We start from the raw sequence: 15,490 nt of genomic DNA on the forward strand, positions 1-15,490 counted from the left end.
GCAGCGGCTTGAGCCGGATCGGCGTGGAAGCCAGCAGTCCCAGCGGGTCGAGGTAGTCGGCGCGCGCGGCCGGGCCCCACATCGCGCCCCAGTGCAGGCAGGCCGCGGCACCGCAGCTCGGATGGCCGGAGTCCAGGGCGCCGATCACCGTCGTCGCGGCCACCCGCTGGCCGGGCCGCACCGACGCGCGAACCGGCTGATAGCTGGTGCGCAGTCCGCCGGGGTGGGCCAGCGACACCACCGGCACGCCACCCGCCAGGCCGGCGAAGACCACGGTCGCGCTCCCGGCGGCATACACGGGCTGACCTGCGGCGCCGGCCAGATCCACCCCCCGGTGGCCGCGCTGCCAGTCCGGCCGCGGCGCATCGAACCCCCGCACCACCGCCGGCCGCGGACGCAGCGGCCAGTCCAGTCGCGCCGCGTCGCCGTGCGCCGGGGCGGCCAGCAGTAGGCTTGCGACCAGGAACAATGCCACACACCGCATTCGCCCAGTTCACCCCGGCGGCCCGGAAACCGGCCAGTCACCGCTGTGGACAAAGCACCTGTTCGGGCGGTGTAAACTCATCTGCGCAGTTCGCGTATGCGGACTGACTTCGCGTGTCTGCAATACAACCGGATGCCGGCGGTCCCCGACAGGGGTCCGGCATCTCAGCAGTCACCAGGGCCCGGCCTCACCCGTCGCCGGGCGACAACCGACACAAAGGAATCATGGACTCATGGCTGTTGTAACCATGAAGCAGCTGCTGGACAGCGGCGCCCACTTCGGGCATCAGACCCGTCGTTGGAATCCCAAGATGAAGCGGTTCATCTTCACCGACCGCAATGGCATCTACATCATCGACCTGCAGCAGACGCTGACCTTCATCGACAAGGCGTACGAGTTCGTCAAGGAGACCGTCGCGCACGGCGGGTCGATCATGTTCGTCGGCACCAAGAAGCAGGCCCAGGAGTCGGTCGCGGCCGAGGCCACCCGGGTCGGCATGCCCTACGTCAACCAGCGCTGGCTGGGCGGCATGCTGACCAACTTCTCCACCGTGCACAAGCGTCTGCAGCGGCTCAAGGAACTTGAGGCCATGGAGCAGACCGGCGGCTTCGAGGGACGCACCAAGAAGGAAATCTTGATGCTGACCCGCGAGAAGAACAAGCTGGAGCGCAGCCTCGGCGGTATCCGCGACATGGCCAAGGTGCCGTCGGCGGTCTGGGTCGTCGACACCAACAAGGAGCACATCGCCGTCGGCGAGGCCCGCAAGCTGGGTATCCCGGTCATCGCGATCCTGGACACCAACTGCGACCCCGACCTGGTCGACTACCCGATCCCGGGCAATGACGACGCGATCCGCTCGGCGGCGCTGCTGACCAAGGTCATCGCCTCCGCGGTGGCCGAGGGGCTGCAGGCCCGGGCGGGTCAGGGCAACGGCGAGGGCAAGGCTGCGGCCGAAGCGGTTGAGCCGCTGGCCGAGTGGGAGCAGGAGCTGCTGGCGGGCGCCACCACCTCGGCGCCCGACGCCGACGCCGCAGCTGCCGGCGCCGAAACCACCACCGACGCATCGTAGGAAAGGCACACAACAGTGGCGAACTACACCGCTGCCGACGTCAAGCGGCTTCGGGAACTGACCGGCGCAGGCATGATGGACTGCAAGAACGCGCTGGCCGAGAGTGACGGCGACTTCGACAAGGCCGTTGAGGTACTGCGCATCAAGGGCGCCAAGGACGTCGGCAAGCGCGCCGAGCGCGCCACCGCCGAAGGCCTGGTCGCCGCCAAGGGCGGCGCCTTGATCGAGCTGAACTCCGAGACCGACTTCGTCGCCAAGAACGATGAGTTCAAGGCGCTGGCCGAAGAGGTCGTCACCGCCGCCGCGGCGGCCAAGACCTCCGATGTCGAGGAGCTCAAGAGCGCCAAGATGGGGGACCGCACCGTCGGTGAGGCCATCGAGGCGCTGTCGGCCAAGATCGGCGAGAAGCTCGAACTGCGCCGGGTCGCCTACTTCGACGGCACCGTGGAGACCTACCTGCACAAGCGGGCCTCCGACCTGCCGCCGGCGGTGGGTGTTCTGGTCGAGTACACCGGTTCGGACACCGAGGCAGCCCACGCGGTGGCGCTGCAGATCGCCGCGCTCAAGGCCAAGTACCTGAGCCGCGACGACGTGCCCGCCGACCTGGTGGCCAACGAGCGCCGCATCGCCGAAGAGACGGCCAAGGAGGAGGGCAAGCCCGAGGCTGCCCTGCCCAAGATCGTCGAAGGCCGGGTGACCGGCTTCTTCAAGGACGTGGTGCTGCTGGAGCAGTCGTCGGTGTCCGACTCGAAGAAGACGGTCAAGGCGCTGCTCGACGAAGCGGGCGTGAGCGTGACCCGCTTCGCGCGGTTCGAGGTCGGCCAGGCCTAAACGGTCCTGGTGGCCTTGCTAGCGTCAGGACATGCAACATGTCCACGCTTTCGGCGACGACGCGCTCGGTGACTCCGATACGGTCGGCCTGGTTCAGCGGATCCGATCAGGCGACGTGTCGCCCGCCGAGCTCGTCGACGCCGCGATTGCGCGCACCGAGGCGGTCAACCCGCAGCTGAACGCGCTGGCCTACCAGGCGTTCGACCGCGCCCGGACCGAGGCGACGGCACCCCGCGGGGGCTACTTCGCGGGCGTGCCGACGTTCGTCAAAGACAACGTCAACGTCGCCGGGATGCCGACCATGCAGGGCACCGACGCGTGGCAGCCGCACGCCGCTGCCGCCGACGGCGACTTCGCCCGGCTCTACCTCGGTACCGGGCTGATCGCGCTGGGCAAGACCCAGCTGTCCGAATTCGGGTTCAGCGCCGCCGCCGAGCACCCGCGGCTGGGCGCGGTGCGCAACCCGTGGAACACCGACTACACCGCGGCGGCGTCGTCGTCGGGTTCGGCGGCGTTCGTCGCGGCCGGGGTGGTGCCGATCGCCCACGCCAACGACGGCGGCGGCTCCATCCGCATCCCAGCGGCCTGCAACGGCCTGGTCGGCCTAAAACCGTCGCGGGGCCGGCTGCCGCTGGACAAAGACCTGCGCGCCATGCCGGTGCGCATCGTCTACAACGGGGTGGTCACCCGCTCGGTGCGGGACACCGCGGCCTTCTACGCCGAAGCGGAGCGGATCTGGCGCAATACCAAGCTGCCGCCCATCGGCGACGTCCGGGCACCGGGTGCCCAGCGGCTCAAGATCGCGGTGATCACCCAGTCGATCCAGCGCGAGACATCGGCGGAGATGCGCGAGCTGACCTTGAAGATCGCCGCGCTGCTCGAGGAGCTCGGCCACCGCGTCGAATACCTCGACCGCCCGCCGGTGCCCGAGTCGTTCGCCGACGACTTCCTGCTCTACTGGGCGTTTCTGGCGACCGCGCTGGTGCGCGGGGGGCGGCGGATGTTCGGCCCCACCTTCGACCGCAGCCGGCTGGACAACCTGACGCTGGGGCTGGATCGCCATGCCTCCCGGCGCCTGCACCGGCTGCCGCTGGCGATCGCCCGGCTGGCGAGTCTGCGCCGCCACACCGCGCGGTTGTTCCGCAGCTACGACGTGGTGCTCACCCCGACACTGGCCCACGAGACCCCCAAGGTCGGCCACCTGGATCCCACCGCCGACTATCAGCAGATCATCGACCGGCTGATGGACTGGGTGGCGTTCACCCCGCTGCAGAACGCCTCGGGTGACCCGGCGATCTCGCTGCCGCTGGCCGAGTCTGCGGCCGGATTGCCGGTGGGCATGATGTTCAGCGCCCATTTCGGCCAGGACGCCCGGCTGTTGGAGCTGGCCTACGAACTGGAGGCGGCCAAGCCCTGGCCCACGATCACCGGCCGGGGCTAGCGGCGGTCGCAAGCGCGGCGAAGCCGGGCGAAGCGGGCCGCCGCCATCAACACTGGTCGCCGATTCGTTCCAGCATCTGCCGGAACCGGTGCTGTTCGGACGGACTCAGGGCCGCCAGAACCCGGCCGTCGGCGACCCGCACCGCCTCCTCGGCCTGTGTCAGCAGTTCGCGACCGGCGTCGGTCAGCGTCGCCGGCAGCGCCCGCCCGGACGGCACCGACTGCGGCCGGCTCACCGCGCCCCGGTTCTGCAGCCGGTGCAGCACGGTGTTCATGGCCTGCGGTGTGACGCTGGTGTGGCGGGCCAACTCGGCGCTGGACAACCCCGGGCGCACCGAAAGCACCCGCATGCACACGAATTCGGGAAGCGTCAGCCCCAGCGGTCCGAGCACCGCCGAGACCTGCGGGCGCAGCGCCGAGCTGACCCGGTACAGCAGATAACCCAGCGGAGCGCTGTCCACGTCACTCATATCAAAGATCCTGACATACCGGGTCGCGGTTACGAGCCGCTATAAATCGTTTCCGGCATACGACAGGTTGAAGCTTTTGTTCGTCAGCGGGAAGTCCGGGACGATGGTGTCGCTCATGCAAACCGGCAGCGCGGGCCAGTTGAACCAGGACGGGTCGACGATCTTGGCGCGCGTGATGACTCCGTCGGCGCCGATCTCCACCCGGTGCACGATGGTGCCGCGCCAGCCCTCGACGATCCCGACGCCGGACCCGCCCGCCGCGGGAATATCCGCCGTGAACTCGAGCGGCCCGCGATGGTTCTCGATCAGGTTGCGGCACAGCGCCACCGAGGCGGCGAACTCGTCGCGACGGACCGTATAGCGGGCGAGCACATCGCCGGCCGTCGCCGTCACCTCGGTCACCGGCAGGTCGGTCAGCGGATGGTCGAGGCGGGCATCAGTGACCAGCCCGCTGGCCCGTGCCACATAGCCCAGTGTCGCAAGCGCTTCCGCATCGGCCCGATGCAGCACCGAAGTGCCGGCCAACCGGTCGTAGATCACCGAGTTGCCCAACGTAAGCTCGGCGATCTCGGCGATGTCGTCGGCCAGCTCCTGCAGCTGCTCCGGATCGGGGAGTGTTTGCAGCACAACGCCACCCGGCCGGATCGCCTGGCGCAACAAGCGGTGGCCGGTCACGTGCGCGTTGATCCGCAGTAGCTGCTCGCGGGCGCGTTGGGCGTGGACGTTGGCCAACCCGAAGCTGACATCGTTGGCCAATGCGCCCAGATCGGCGGCGTGGTTGTAGAGCCGCTCGAGTTCGACGAGCAGAGCGCGCAACCGGTGCGCCGGATCCGGCAGCTGGAGCCCGAGGGCGTCCTCGACGGCCAGGCTGTGCGCCAGTGCGTGGCCGGCAGAGGTATCACCGCTGATCCGCTCGGCGAGTTCGACGGCGGCGCCGGCGGCCCGGCCGGCAAACAGTCGCTCGATTCCGCGGTGCACGAACCACAGCCTCGCCTTGAGCCGCAGTATCGATTCCCCGACCACCGAGAAGCGGAAGTGCCCCGGCTCGATCAGGCCGGCATGCACCGGCCCGACCGGAATCTCGTAGACACCGGCCCCCTCGACATTGAGGAACGGGAAACGGCCCGCCGCAACGAAATCCGGCGGTGGCCCGGCATCGTTGCGCATCGGGTGCCAATTCTCCGGCCAGTGCGCGTGCCGTACCAGGCGGCGGGGCTGGGGATGGCCGACCGGGGTGATCCCGTAGAGGTCGAGCATCTCCCGCTCGAAGCGGCCGGCCTGAAACGACAGCCCGGCCAGGGAGGGTATCGATGGCCGCTGCGCCGGGACGGTCAGGGTCAGCTCGGTACGTCGGTCCGGCCGGCCCGCCAGGAATAGATACACCACCCGCAGGCTGTCGCCGTCGTCGTGGGCGGCAACCAGTGCGAGCCGGAAGCCGTCGGCCAGCAACCCCGCGGCCGCGCCGGCCAGCTCGGTGTCGGTGACCGCAGCGCGGGTAACCGTCGCTGTCACAGTGCCCCCAGCTGGGTTGCGGCGGTGGTGAACAGGCCCGCCAACGGGCCCGCGGTTATTCCCAGGGCCACTGAGACCAGCACACCGGCCACCAGCGCGGCCGCGACTGTGGCCGGCACCCGGATCGCCGGTCCGCCGGCGCTCGCGGCGCCCAGCAGCATGCGGCCGGAGTTCGCGGTCAGCGCGGCGAACGCCACCAACAGCGCCGTCAGTGCCAGTGCCAGGGCCCAGGCCAGCTGGGCGTCGGCCAGCGACATGGCGATCGCCAGCTCACTGGCGAACATCGCGAACGGCGGCAAGCCGAGCAGCACCACCATGCCGACGGCGAATGCGCCGCCCACCAGCCGTGATCTGCCCAGCACCGCGGTGATCTCGCTGATCGCTGTGGTGCCGTGGGCGGCCTGCAGCTGGCCGCCGGCCAGGAACAGCACTGTCTTGCCGACCCCGTGCGCCAGCACGTGCAGCAGCAGCGCGGCGATCGCCGGCACGGTGCCGGCCGCAGCGGCGACCGCGATCAGGCCCATCGTCTCCATCGACGAATAGGCCAGCATCCGTTTGAGATCGGCGGTGACGGTCAGCAGCAGCGCGGCGATGAGCATCGTGGCCAACCCGGTGATCAGCAGCGCGGTACGCAGGAATGTGGGGCCCACCGCGGCGTCGACGATCGGCTTGAGCCGGATCAGCACCGAGAACGCGACGGACAGCAGGACCCCGCTCATCAATGCCGAAACCGGCGCCGGTGCCTGACTGTGCGCATCGGCCAGCCAGCTGTGAAACGGTGCCAGACCCATCTTCGCGCCGTAGCCGATCAGCAACAGGGCACCGGCCAACCGGGTGACCGCCGGGTCGAGTCCGGCGGCATGGGCCACCAGGACGTCGAGGTGCAGCGCATCCTCGCTGCCGGCACCGGCATGGCGAGCGGCGAAGTGCAGCAGGACGGTGCCCAGGAACGCGATGGTGATGCCCACCGAACACACCATGACGTACTTCCAGGTGGCCTCCAGCGCGGCACGGCTGCGGTGGTGCCCGACCAGAAACGCGGTCACCACCGTGGTGGCCTCAACGGCGACCCACACCACCCCGATGTTGTTGGCCGACACCGCAAGAGCCATCGCAGCCAGGAACGCCGGGGTGAGGATGCCGTACAGCCGTGCGCCACGAGGATCGGTCACCCCGCGGGCCAGCTCGGCGTCGATGTAGCCGATACTCGCCCAGGTCGCCAGGCTGCCGACCACACCGATCACGATCAGCATGGTCACCGACAGCGCGTCGGCGCGCAGGAAGCCGTTCAGTGCCAGATGCGCGCGGTCGTCAAGCCGAAACCCCAGGGCGACCCCGCTCCCCAGAATCGTCAGCGCCGACACCAACGTCGCGACAGCGCTGAGCCGGCGCCAGCCGACCACGACGGAAATCAGCGACGCCACAACGGGTGCCAGAAACGGAAGCAGCATCAGTGGTGTCATCAGTCGCGCAACTCCCGCAGCAGGTCCAGGTCCACTCCGCCGAAGGCGTTGCGCAAACGGCCGGTCAGCACACCGAGCACGATCAACACGAACAGGACATCCAGCGACGCGCCGAGTTCGACGATCAGCGGGACACCGGCGGTCAGCAGGAAGGCGGTGGCGGCGATCCCGTTGTCCAGCATCAGCAGTCCGACCGCCTGTGAAATGGCATGGCGGCGGGTCGCCATCATGAACAGTGCGACCAACACGGTGGCGATAGCGGCCGGGGCGGCGTTGGTCGCGGTGCTGCGCTGCAGGTCGACCACCGGCTGGGCGATCGTGAACGCCGCGACCACCAGGGCGGTGACCACCAGCAGTGATGCGGCGGTGCTGACCAGGGGGGTGGCTTCGCGGCGTTCCTGCCGTTCGGCGCCCAGCGCGCGGGCCAACAGCCAGGGCAGCGCGACGGCGCGCACGGCGAACACCCCGACCCCCACCGCGATCAGGGCCCGATCATGGTCCTGCACACCGCGAATCACCGGGATGGCGGCCAGCGCAGCGCCCTGGGCGACGAGCAGCCCCCGCACGATCGCCGACAGGTCGCGGCGCCAGACGGCCAGCACCGCGGCCAGCAGCACGCCGCCGGCGGCCAGATCCAGCATGTTGTCGTAGCTCATCCGCCCGCCCCGGTGAAGAAGTTCGCTGCCGTGACGGCCAGCAACGCCAACACGAAGGACCCGGCCAGCAATTCGGGCACCCGGAACAGTCGCAGTTTGGCGATGAACACCTCGATGCCGGCCAGGGCGCCCGCCAGTAGGGCCACCTTGATCGCGATCGCACCGGCGCCCACCGCCAGGTCGACCGGGCTCGGATTCGCCCCGGCGATGCCCCACGGGAAGAACAGGTTGGCCAGCAGCGCCAGCAGCACCGTCAGCCGCATGCCGCCGGCCCACTCGATCAGGGCGAGCTTGGGGCCGGCGTATTCGAGCACCATGGCCTCGTGCACCATCGTCAGCTCCAGGTGGGTGGACGGATTGTCCACCGGCAGCCGGCCGGTCTCGGCGACGATGACGATGACCAGCGCGACGAACGCCAGCGCACTGGCTAACGAGATCATCTGGCCGGGGTGCTCGATGGTGTTGCCGACGATGGCGCCCAGATTGGCCGACCCCGCCGGAATCGACAGCGCGAACACCGCCAGCAGAATGGTCGGTTCTACCAGTGCTGCGATGGTGATCTCCCGGCTTGCGCCCATCCCTCCGAATGCCGTCGCGGTGTCGATTCCGGCCAGCGCCAGCGCCACGGTGCCCAGGAACAGCAGTCCCACCACGGTGATCAGATCGGCGACCGGGTCCAGCGGCGAGCCCGTCGCCACCAGCGGTGCGGTGGCGACGATGACCAGCGTGGTGGCGGCCAGTGCGGCCGGCGCCGCGGCGAACACCCAGGTGGTGCCGAGTGGCTTGAGCAGCTGCTTGCCGAGTAGCTTGCGCAGGTCGCGCCACGGTTGCAGGACTCCGGCGCCGGCGCGGCCTTCGGCGCGCGCCCGGACCTGTCGCATCAGGCCGATCACCAGCGGGGCGCCGAGTATGACACCGGCGACCTGCACGAAACCGGCCAGAAAAGTCATCGCGTTCATCGCGCCACCAGCGCAGCGATCAGCACGCCGAGCGCGCCGTAGGCCAGGTACAGGTGCACGCTGCCGGTGTGGGCGCGCCGCACCAGCTGCGCGGCCCCGGCGACGGCCCGCAGTACCGGGGCGTACCAGCGCTCCTCGATGACGTCGGCGACCCGCGCCCGGTAGGCGATTCGCTCGACCACATAGGTCGACGCTGCCTGGCCGCTCACCTCGACGCCGGTGTCGAAACGCAGCACGTCGTCGAAGACCTGCTGCAGCGGTTGGGCGAACGACGTCGCGGTGTACTGCATGCGCGGGGTCAGATCTTCGGCGCCGCAGGCCCACAGTGGCACCGTGGCCGGCTCGGGTCGTTGGCGCGAGCGCCATCGGGAACCGATCGCCACGATCAGCACGGCGGCGGCCAGCGCGGCGGCCAGCAGGGCCGGTGCCATGGAAGCGTGCAGGCCCGGCAGGTGCAGGAACACCCCGAGCGCCGGCGCCTCGCCGAACACTGGCAGCGTGTCGAGCACCCGGGTCAGCATCGGGCCCACCGCACCGGGGGCGACGGCCAGCACCACGCAGGCGGCCGCGGGCAGCGCCATCGCGGCGATCATCGTGCCGGGTGATTCTCGCGCCGCCGCCGCGGCATCCGAGCGCGGGCGGGCCAGAAAACCGATCCCGAACGCCTTGACCATGGCGGCCACACCCAGCCCGACGGTCAGCGCCACCGCCCCCACCGCCAGCGGCATCACCAGCGCGATGGCGACATCGTGGCCGGCCCGGGCGTGCATCAACGACTGGATCAGCAGCCATTCGCTGACGAAACCCGCCCCCAACGGCAAACCGGCGGCGCCGAGGGCGGCCACCCCGAACAGCGCGGTGGTCACCGGCATCCGGCGGGCCAGGCCGCCGAGCCGGTCCAGGTCGCGCAGGCCGGTGGCGGCCAGCACCGATCCGGCGGCGAAGAACCCGAGGCTCTTGAACGCGCTGTGGGCGATCAGGTGCAGCAGTGCCGCGGTGAGCGCCACCGCCGCGGCCGGCTGCGAGCCGGCGCCCGCCAATAAGGTCGCGGTGCCCAGGGCCAGGGTGATCAACCCGATGTTCTCCGTTGTCGAATAGGCAAGCAAGCGTTTGAGATCGGTGGCCACCGACGCCTGCAACACCCCGTACATCGCCGACGCGCCGCCGGCGATCAGCAGCGCCCACGCCCACCATCGGGGACCGGGCCCCAACAGTTGCAGGTCGATGCGGATGATGCCGTACACACCGAGATTGACCATGGCGGCACTGAGCAGCGCGGAGACCGGGCTCGGCGCTTCCGGATGCGCCCGTGGCAGCCAGGCGTGCAACGGCAGCAGACCGGCCTTGGAGCCGAAACCGATCAGGGTCAACACGAAGACCGTGTTGCGCACGCCGTCGGGCACCGCGCCGATCCCGGCGAACTCGTCACCGGCGGCCGCCGCCAGCATCACCATCCCCACCAGCAACGCCACGAAGCCCAGCTGCGTCATCACCGCGTAAATCAGTGCGGCCGAGCGCACCTCGCTGCGGTGTTGATCGGTGAGCACCAACACCAGTGAGCTCAGCGCCATCAGTTCCCAGGCGAACAGGAACGTGGTCACCGATCCCGCCGCCGGGACGGCCAGCAGCGTGCCGACGAACACCGGCAGGGCCATCAGCGGAATGGCGCCGAATTTCTCGTGCCGGGAGTAGCCGATCCAATACAGGCCGGCCGCCACCGCCACCGCACCGGTCAGCACCATGAAGAAGCCGCCGACCGGCTCCACCCGCAGCTGCACGCCCAGCAGCGGCAGCAGCCAGCCGATCCGGATCGCCGGCACGTCGCTGAACACGCCGGTCAACCCGACACCGACTCCGGCGGCGCCCAGTCCGATCGTCGTCGAACCGCTGAGTAGTGGGCCGACGGCGTTGCTACGCGAGAGGTGGGAGTCAGTCACCTTCCGGTCACCGACCGAAGTGCGGCGACGATCTGGTCGGGGGTGGGCGGGCAGCCGGGAATCTCGACGTCCACGGGCACGACCTCACCGACGGCGCCCACCGTCCCGTACGCCTGCGCGAACACCCCGCGGTTCAGCGCACAGTCACCGCAGGCGATGACCCGCCGCGGGTGCGGGGTGGCCTCGACGGTGTTGCGCAGTGGTTCGGCCATGTTGCGGGTGACCACCCCGGTGACCAGCAGTGCGTCGGCATGCCGCGGGGACGCGACGAGCCGGGCGCCGAACCGTTCGGCGTCATACACCGGACCGAAGGCCCCGGCGATCTCGATCTCGCATCCGTTGCATGATCCGGCGTCGACGTGACGTACCTGCACCGAGCCGGACAGCCCGCGGGGCGGGTCGGCGGGCGGGCGGGCGCCGGCCGGTTCGGTGATGCGGCCGAGCCGCAAGATCCTGCTGAGCCAGCTCATCGGCCGGCCCGCAGATCGTCGAGCAGGGCGACCTGATCGTTGAGCAGCCCGGTCAGCGCCTTGCGCGCCACCGCGAGCAGTTCGGTGATCACCGGCGAGGCGATGGAGTAGACCACCGTGTTGCCCTCCTTGGTCGCCACCACCACTCCCGCGCGCCGAAGCACCGCCAGCTGCTGAGACAGGTTGGACGCCTCCAACCCGATCTCGGTTAGCAGCTCGCCGACGGTGCGGTCGCCGTCCGCCAGCAGCTCGAGTACCCGAATCCGGGCGGGGTGGCCCAGAGTCTTGAAGAATTCGGCCTTCAGCTGGGGCAGCGAGTTCGGCACGGACCCGACCATAGCAGCGAAAACATCAATTGAAAATTTTTTCATCTGCTGTGCTCTTTTGCTGTCGGGGTCACCACCCCCGCGCACCGTTTGACCGGCCCGGTAGGGCAGGATGACAACTGCCGTCGCGGACGATTCTGCGATGGCGCTGTCATGCGCGGAGCCCCGAGGAGCCTGATGACGGAGCCGACGAGTACCGACCCGGTGTCACCGACCGGCCGCCCCCATTACTCGCGGGTGCTGCTCAAACTCGGTGGGGAGATGTTCGGCGGCGGGCAGGTCGGGCTCGATCCCGACGTCGTTGCCCAGGTCGCCCGCCAGATCGCCGAAGTGGTCCGCGACGGTGTGCAGGTCGCGGTCGTCATCGGCGGCGGCAACTTCTTCCGCGGCGCCCAGTTGCAGGAGCGCGGCATGGAACGGATGCGCTCGGACTATATGGGCATGCTCGGCACCGTGATGAACAGTCTTGCGTTGCAGGATTTTCTGGTGAAGGAAGGCATCGACACCCGGGTCCAGACCGCGATCACGATGGGCCAGGTCGCCGAGCCCTACATTCCGTTGCGTGCCCAGCGGCACCTGGAGAAGGGCCGGGTGGTGATCTTCGGTGCCGGCATGGGCCTGCCGTATTTCTCCACCGACACCACCGCCGCCCAGCGGGCGCTGGAGATCGGCGCTCAGGTGGTGCTGATGGCCAAGGCGGTCGACGGCATCTTCACCGCGGACCCGCGCCTGGACCCCGACGCCGAACTGCTCACCTCGATCAGCCATCGCGAGGTCATCGACCGTGGGCTGAAGGTGGCCGATGCCACCGCGTTCAGCCTCTGCATGGACAATGGCATGCCGATCCTGGTGTTCAACCTGCTGACCGACGGAAATATCGCCCGGGCCGTCGCGGGTGAGAAGATCGGGACACTGGTCACCACCTAAAAGAGGAGAGGCGCACATGATCGACGAGGCTCTCTTCGACGCCGAAGAGAAAATGGAGAAGGCCGTGGCGGTGGCTCGCGACGATTTGGCCACCATTCGCACCGGCCGGGCCAACCCGGGCATGTTCTCCCGGATCGTCATCGACTACTACGGTTCGCCCACCCCGATCACCCAGCTGTGCAGCATCAACGTGCCCGAGGCGCGGCTGGTGGTGATCAAGCCGTACGAGGCGTCCCAGCTGGGCGCCATCGAGACCGCGATCCGCAACTCGGATCTGGGCCTGAACCCCAGCAACGACGGTGCCCTGATTCGGGTGGCGGTGCCGCAGCTCACCGAGGAGCGGCGCAAGGAACTGGTCAAGCAGGCCAAGGGCAAAGGCGAGGACGCCAAGGTCGCGCTGCGCAACATCCGCCGCAAGGCGATGGAGGAGCTGCACCGCATCCGCAAGGACGGCGACGCCGGTGAGGATGAGGTCGGCCGGGCGGAGAAGGACCTGGACAAATCCACCCAGCAGTACGTGAGCCAGATCGACGAACTCGTCAAGCACAAAGAAGGCGAGTTGCTGGAGGTCTAGCGGCCGTCAGCAGTCAAAACCCGTGGCAGACAACGACACCGGTGCACCCACCGGTCCAAAGCAGTCGCGGGCGGGACGCAACCTCCCCGCCGCGATCGTGGTGGGGGCGCTGCTCGCCGGGATGCTGGTCTACACCCTGTTGTTCGCGCCGCGCTTCTGGGTGCTGATTCTGGCGGTGGCCACGCCGATCGCCACCCATGAGATCACCAGGCGGCTGCGTGAAGTCGGCTACGACGTGCCGTTCATCCCGCTGGCCCTCGGCGGGCAGGCGATGCTGTGGCTGTCGCTGCCGTTCGGGGCCCGGGGAGTGCTGGGCGCGTTCGGTGCCACCATCGTGATCTCCATGATGTGGCGGCTGGTCGACAAGGGGCTGCACCACGCCCCGGTCAACTACCTGCGGGACGTGTCGGCGATGATCCTGATCGCGGTCTGGGTGCCGCTGTGCATGAGCTTCGCGGCCCTGCTGGTTTTCCGCGACGACGGTCCCGGCCGGGTGCTGTGCCTGCTGTTTCCGGTGGTCTTCTCCGACATCGGCGGGTACGCCGTCGGTGTGCTGTTCGGCAAGCACCCGATGGCGCCGGCGATCAGCCCGAAGAAGTCCTGGGAGGGTTTCGCCGGATCGATGGTGCTCGGTGTCGCCGCGGCGGTGTTCGCGGTGACGATGTTCCTCGACCGGCCGTGGTGGGTGGGGCTGCCGCTGGGGGTGCTGCTGGTGTTCACCGGAGTCTTCGGCGACCTCATCGAGTCTCAGGTCAAACGCGACCTGGGCATCAAGGACATGGGCCGGCTGCTGCCCGGCCATGGCGGCATCATGGACCGGCTTGACGCGCTGCTGCCGTCGGCCGTGGTGACCTGGATCGTGCTGACCGTTCTGCCGTGAGTCACCGGCATACTGGAACAGATCATGACGCAACAGCTGGTGTTCACCGCACCGCGGCGGGCCCTGCCGCCGCGCCATTTGGCCGACCTCGACCCGGCCGGGCGTGCCGCCGCCGTCGCCGAACTGGGCTTGCCGGCGTTCCGGGCCAACCAGCTCGCCCACCACTACTACGGCAGGCTGATCGCCGATCCGCAGCAGATGACCGACCTGCCGGCCGGGGTGCGCTCCGCGGTGGCCGACGCGCTGTTCCCCAGCCTGCTGACCGCGGCCAGCGAGATCGAGTGCGATGCCGGCGAGACCCGCAAGACGTTGTGGCGGGCACACGACCACACCAAATTCGAGTCGGTGCTGATGCGCTACCCGCGCCGCAACACCGTGTGCATCTCATCCCAGGCCGGCTGCGGCATGGCCTGCCCCTTCTGCGCGACCGGCCAGGCCGGGCTCACCCGCAACCTGTCCACCGCCGAGATCCTCGAGCAGGTGCGGGCGGCGGCGGTGGAGCTACGGGATCGGGATCACGGGCGCCTGTCCAACATCGTGTTCATGGGCATGGGGGAGCCGCTGGCCAACTACGCCCGGGTGGTGGCCGCCGTCCGCCGGATCACCGAGCCGCCGCCCAACGGGTTCGGCATCTCGGCGCGATCGGTGACGGTGTCGACGGTCGGGCTGGCCCCGGCAATCCGCAAGCTCGCCGATGAGGGGCTGGGGGTCACCTTGGCGCTGTCGCTGCACACTCCGGATGACGAGTTACGCGACACGCTGGTCCCGGTCAACAACCGCTGGAAGGTCGACGAAGCGCTCGACGCCGCCCGCTACTACGCCGACGTGACCGGCCGGCGGGTGTCGGTGGAATACGCGCTGATCCGCGATGTCAACGACCAGCCCTGGCGGGCCGATCTGTTAGGCCGCAAACTGCACAAGGCGCTGGGGCAATTGGTGCATGTCAACCTGATTCCACTCAATCCGACCCCGGGCAGCGACTGGGATGCCAGCCCCAAGCCGGTGGAGCGGGAGTTCGTCCGGCGCGTGCGGGCCCAGGGCGTGGAGTGCACCGTGCGTGACACCCGCGGGCGCGAGATCGCCGCGGCCTGCGGTCAATTGGCGGCGGAAGACCAGTAAAGGCGCCCGGGGATCTGGCGCTTAGCGCAGCCAGCCGCGCTTGCGGCCGATGATGTCGCGCAGCACGACGAACAGCGACAGCGCGGCGAACGCGAGCAGGAAATAGTCCTCGACGTGGCCGATGTGGTTACCGCGCAGCATCAGCAGCAGGAATCCGACGATGCCGAGGCCGACGATGTGCCAGGTGCGGTGGTTGATCGCGCTCCAGCCCCAGGCCGCCGAGGGCACCTCGGCGGTGTCCACACCATGGCGTTCCACTTCGGTACCGGCCACTTCGACTCCCTACTTTCAGCTGAGCGACTGCGCAACATTCTGACATATGGCAACTCGGCCACCTACCGTGGAGGCCATGGCCACTGATGCCGTCGACGGG

16 protein-coding genes and 1 pseudogene are annotated in these 15,490 nt (G+C 69.2%); 7 read left to right on the forward strand and 10 right to left on the reverse strand.

Translation table 11 applies throughout. From position 1 onward, the window contains the following. Position 1: 1 nt before the first annotated feature. Positions 2–469 (reverse strand): annotated as a pseudogene (locus tag AC5Y31_RS02265) (M23 family metallopeptidase); the annotation flags it as partial. A gap of 247 nt (positions 470–716) precedes the next feature. On the opposite strand from AC5Y31_RS02265, the gene rpsB reads away from it, so the two are divergent. The 3 genes from rpsB to AC5Y31_RS02280 are packed head-to-tail and all read left to right on the forward strand — an operon-like array spanning position 717 to position 3,825. After that, complete coding sequence (rpsB, locus tag AC5Y31_RS02270; protein ID WP_024443212.1) at positions 717–1,553, forward strand: 30S ribosomal protein S2; 837 nt, start codon at positions 717–719, stop codon at positions 1,551–1,553. A 15-nt stretch (positions 1,554–1,568) separates the two neighbouring features. Next, positions 1,569–2,384, forward strand: a complete 816-nt coding sequence (gene tsf, locus AC5Y31_RS02275; RefSeq protein WP_065026455.1) for a translation elongation factor Ts — start codon at positions 1,569–1,571, stop codon at positions 2,382–2,384. A gap of 31 nt (positions 2,385–2,415) precedes the next feature. After that, the gene (locus AC5Y31_RS02280; protein WP_499977715.1) at positions 2,416–3,825 is read left to right on the forward strand and encodes an amidase; all 1,410 of its coding nucleotides are present in this window, start codon (positions 2,416–2,418) and stop codon (positions 3,823–3,825) included. 46 nt (positions 3,826–3,871) lie between these two features. On the opposite strand, the gene AC5Y31_RS02285 is transcribed toward AC5Y31_RS02280, so the two are convergent. Genes AC5Y31_RS02285 through AC5Y31_RS02320 form a run of 8 tightly spaced genes read right to left on the reverse strand, consistent with a single transcriptional unit; the run spans position 3,872 to position 11,617 of the window. Further along, positions 3,872–4,294 (reverse strand): MarR family winged helix-turn-helix transcriptional regulator, encoded by a 423-nt coding sequence (locus AC5Y31_RS02285; RefSeq protein WP_499977716.1) that lies wholly within the window; start codon positions 4,292–4,294, stop codon positions 3,872–3,874. A 39-nt stretch (positions 4,295–4,333) separates the two neighbouring features. Next, positions 4,334–5,806: a hydrogenase large subunit gene (locus AC5Y31_RS02290; RefSeq protein ID WP_499977718.1), complete on the reverse strand. Its 1,473-nt coding sequence runs from the start codon at positions 5,804–5,806 to the stop codon at positions 4,334–4,336. Continuing rightward, positions 5,803–7,269: a proton-conducting transporter transmembrane domain-containing protein gene (locus tag AC5Y31_RS02295; RefSeq protein ID WP_499977720.1), complete on the reverse strand. Its 1,467-nt coding sequence runs from the start codon at positions 7,267–7,269 to the stop codon at positions 5,803–5,805. The genes AC5Y31_RS02290 and AC5Y31_RS02295 overlap by 4 nt, the downstream gene beginning before the upstream one ends. Beyond that, the gene (locus tag AC5Y31_RS02300; RefSeq protein ID WP_065026460.1) at positions 7,269–7,925 is read right to left on the reverse strand and encodes a hypothetical protein; all 657 of its coding nucleotides are present in this window, start codon (positions 7,923–7,925) and stop codon (positions 7,269–7,271) included. Before AC5Y31_RS02300 ends, AC5Y31_RS02295 begins: the two co-directional genes overlap by 1 nt. Further along, a complete protein-coding gene (locus AC5Y31_RS02305) occupies positions 7,922–8,875 on the reverse strand; it encodes a respiratory chain complex I subunit 1 family protein (protein WP_109470883.1) in 954 nt (317 codons plus the stop codon). The genes AC5Y31_RS02300 and AC5Y31_RS02305 overlap by 4 nt, the downstream gene beginning before the upstream one ends. A gap of 5 nt (positions 8,876–8,880) precedes the next feature. Continuing rightward, entirely contained in the window at positions 8,881–10,821 is a 1,941-nt protein-coding gene (locus tag AC5Y31_RS02310) for a proton-conducting transporter transmembrane domain-containing protein (protein WP_499977722.1), read from the reverse strand. Next, the gene (locus AC5Y31_RS02315; protein WP_065026463.1) at positions 10,818–11,291 is read right to left on the reverse strand and encodes an NADH-quinone oxidoreductase subunit B family protein; all 474 of its coding nucleotides are present in this window, start codon (positions 11,289–11,291) and stop codon (positions 10,818–10,820) included. The genes AC5Y31_RS02310 and AC5Y31_RS02315 overlap by 4 nt, the downstream gene beginning before the upstream one ends. Further along, entirely contained in the window at positions 11,288–11,617 is a 330-nt protein-coding gene (locus AC5Y31_RS02320) for an ArsR/SmtB family transcription factor (protein WP_234787510.1), read from the reverse strand. Before AC5Y31_RS02320 ends, AC5Y31_RS02315 begins: the two co-directional genes overlap by 4 nt. A gap of 153 nt (positions 11,618–11,770) precedes the next feature. On the opposite strand from AC5Y31_RS02320, the gene pyrH reads away from it, so the two are divergent. The 4 genes from pyrH to rlmN are packed head-to-tail and all read left to right on the forward strand — an operon-like array spanning position 11,771 to position 15,117. Beyond that, positions 11,771–12,544 carry a UMP kinase gene (gene pyrH, locus AC5Y31_RS02325; protein WP_301634935.1) on the forward strand — a complete coding sequence of 258 codons (774 nt, stop codon included), beginning with the start codon at positions 11,771–11,773 and terminating at the stop codon, positions 12,542–12,544. 16 nt (positions 12,545–12,560) lie between these two features. Further along, entirely contained in the window at positions 12,561–13,118 is a 558-nt protein-coding gene (gene frr / locus AC5Y31_RS02330) for a ribosome recycling factor (RefSeq protein WP_065026466.1), read from the forward strand. Positions 13,119–13,140: 22 nt separating this feature from the next. Next, complete coding sequence (locus AC5Y31_RS02335; RefSeq protein ID WP_499977723.1) at positions 13,141–13,998, forward strand: phosphatidate cytidylyltransferase; 858 nt, start codon at positions 13,141–13,143, stop codon at positions 13,996–13,998. Positions 13,999–14,022: 24 nt separating this feature from the next. Beyond that, positions 14,023–15,117, forward strand: a complete 1,095-nt coding sequence (gene rlmN / locus AC5Y31_RS02340; RefSeq protein ID WP_499977724.1) for a dual-specificity RNA methyltransferase RlmN — start codon at positions 14,023–14,025, stop codon at positions 15,115–15,117. 21 nt (positions 15,118–15,138) lie between these two features. Here the strand turns inward: rlmN and AC5Y31_RS02345 are convergent, their stop codons facing one another. Further along, entirely contained in the window at positions 15,139–15,390 is a 252-nt protein-coding gene (locus AC5Y31_RS02345) for a DUF2631 domain-containing protein (RefSeq protein WP_065026469.1), read from the reverse strand. Positions 15,391–15,490: the final 100 nt, after the last annotated feature.

Source organism: Mycobacterium sp. NGS18 (genome assembly GCF_059813185.1).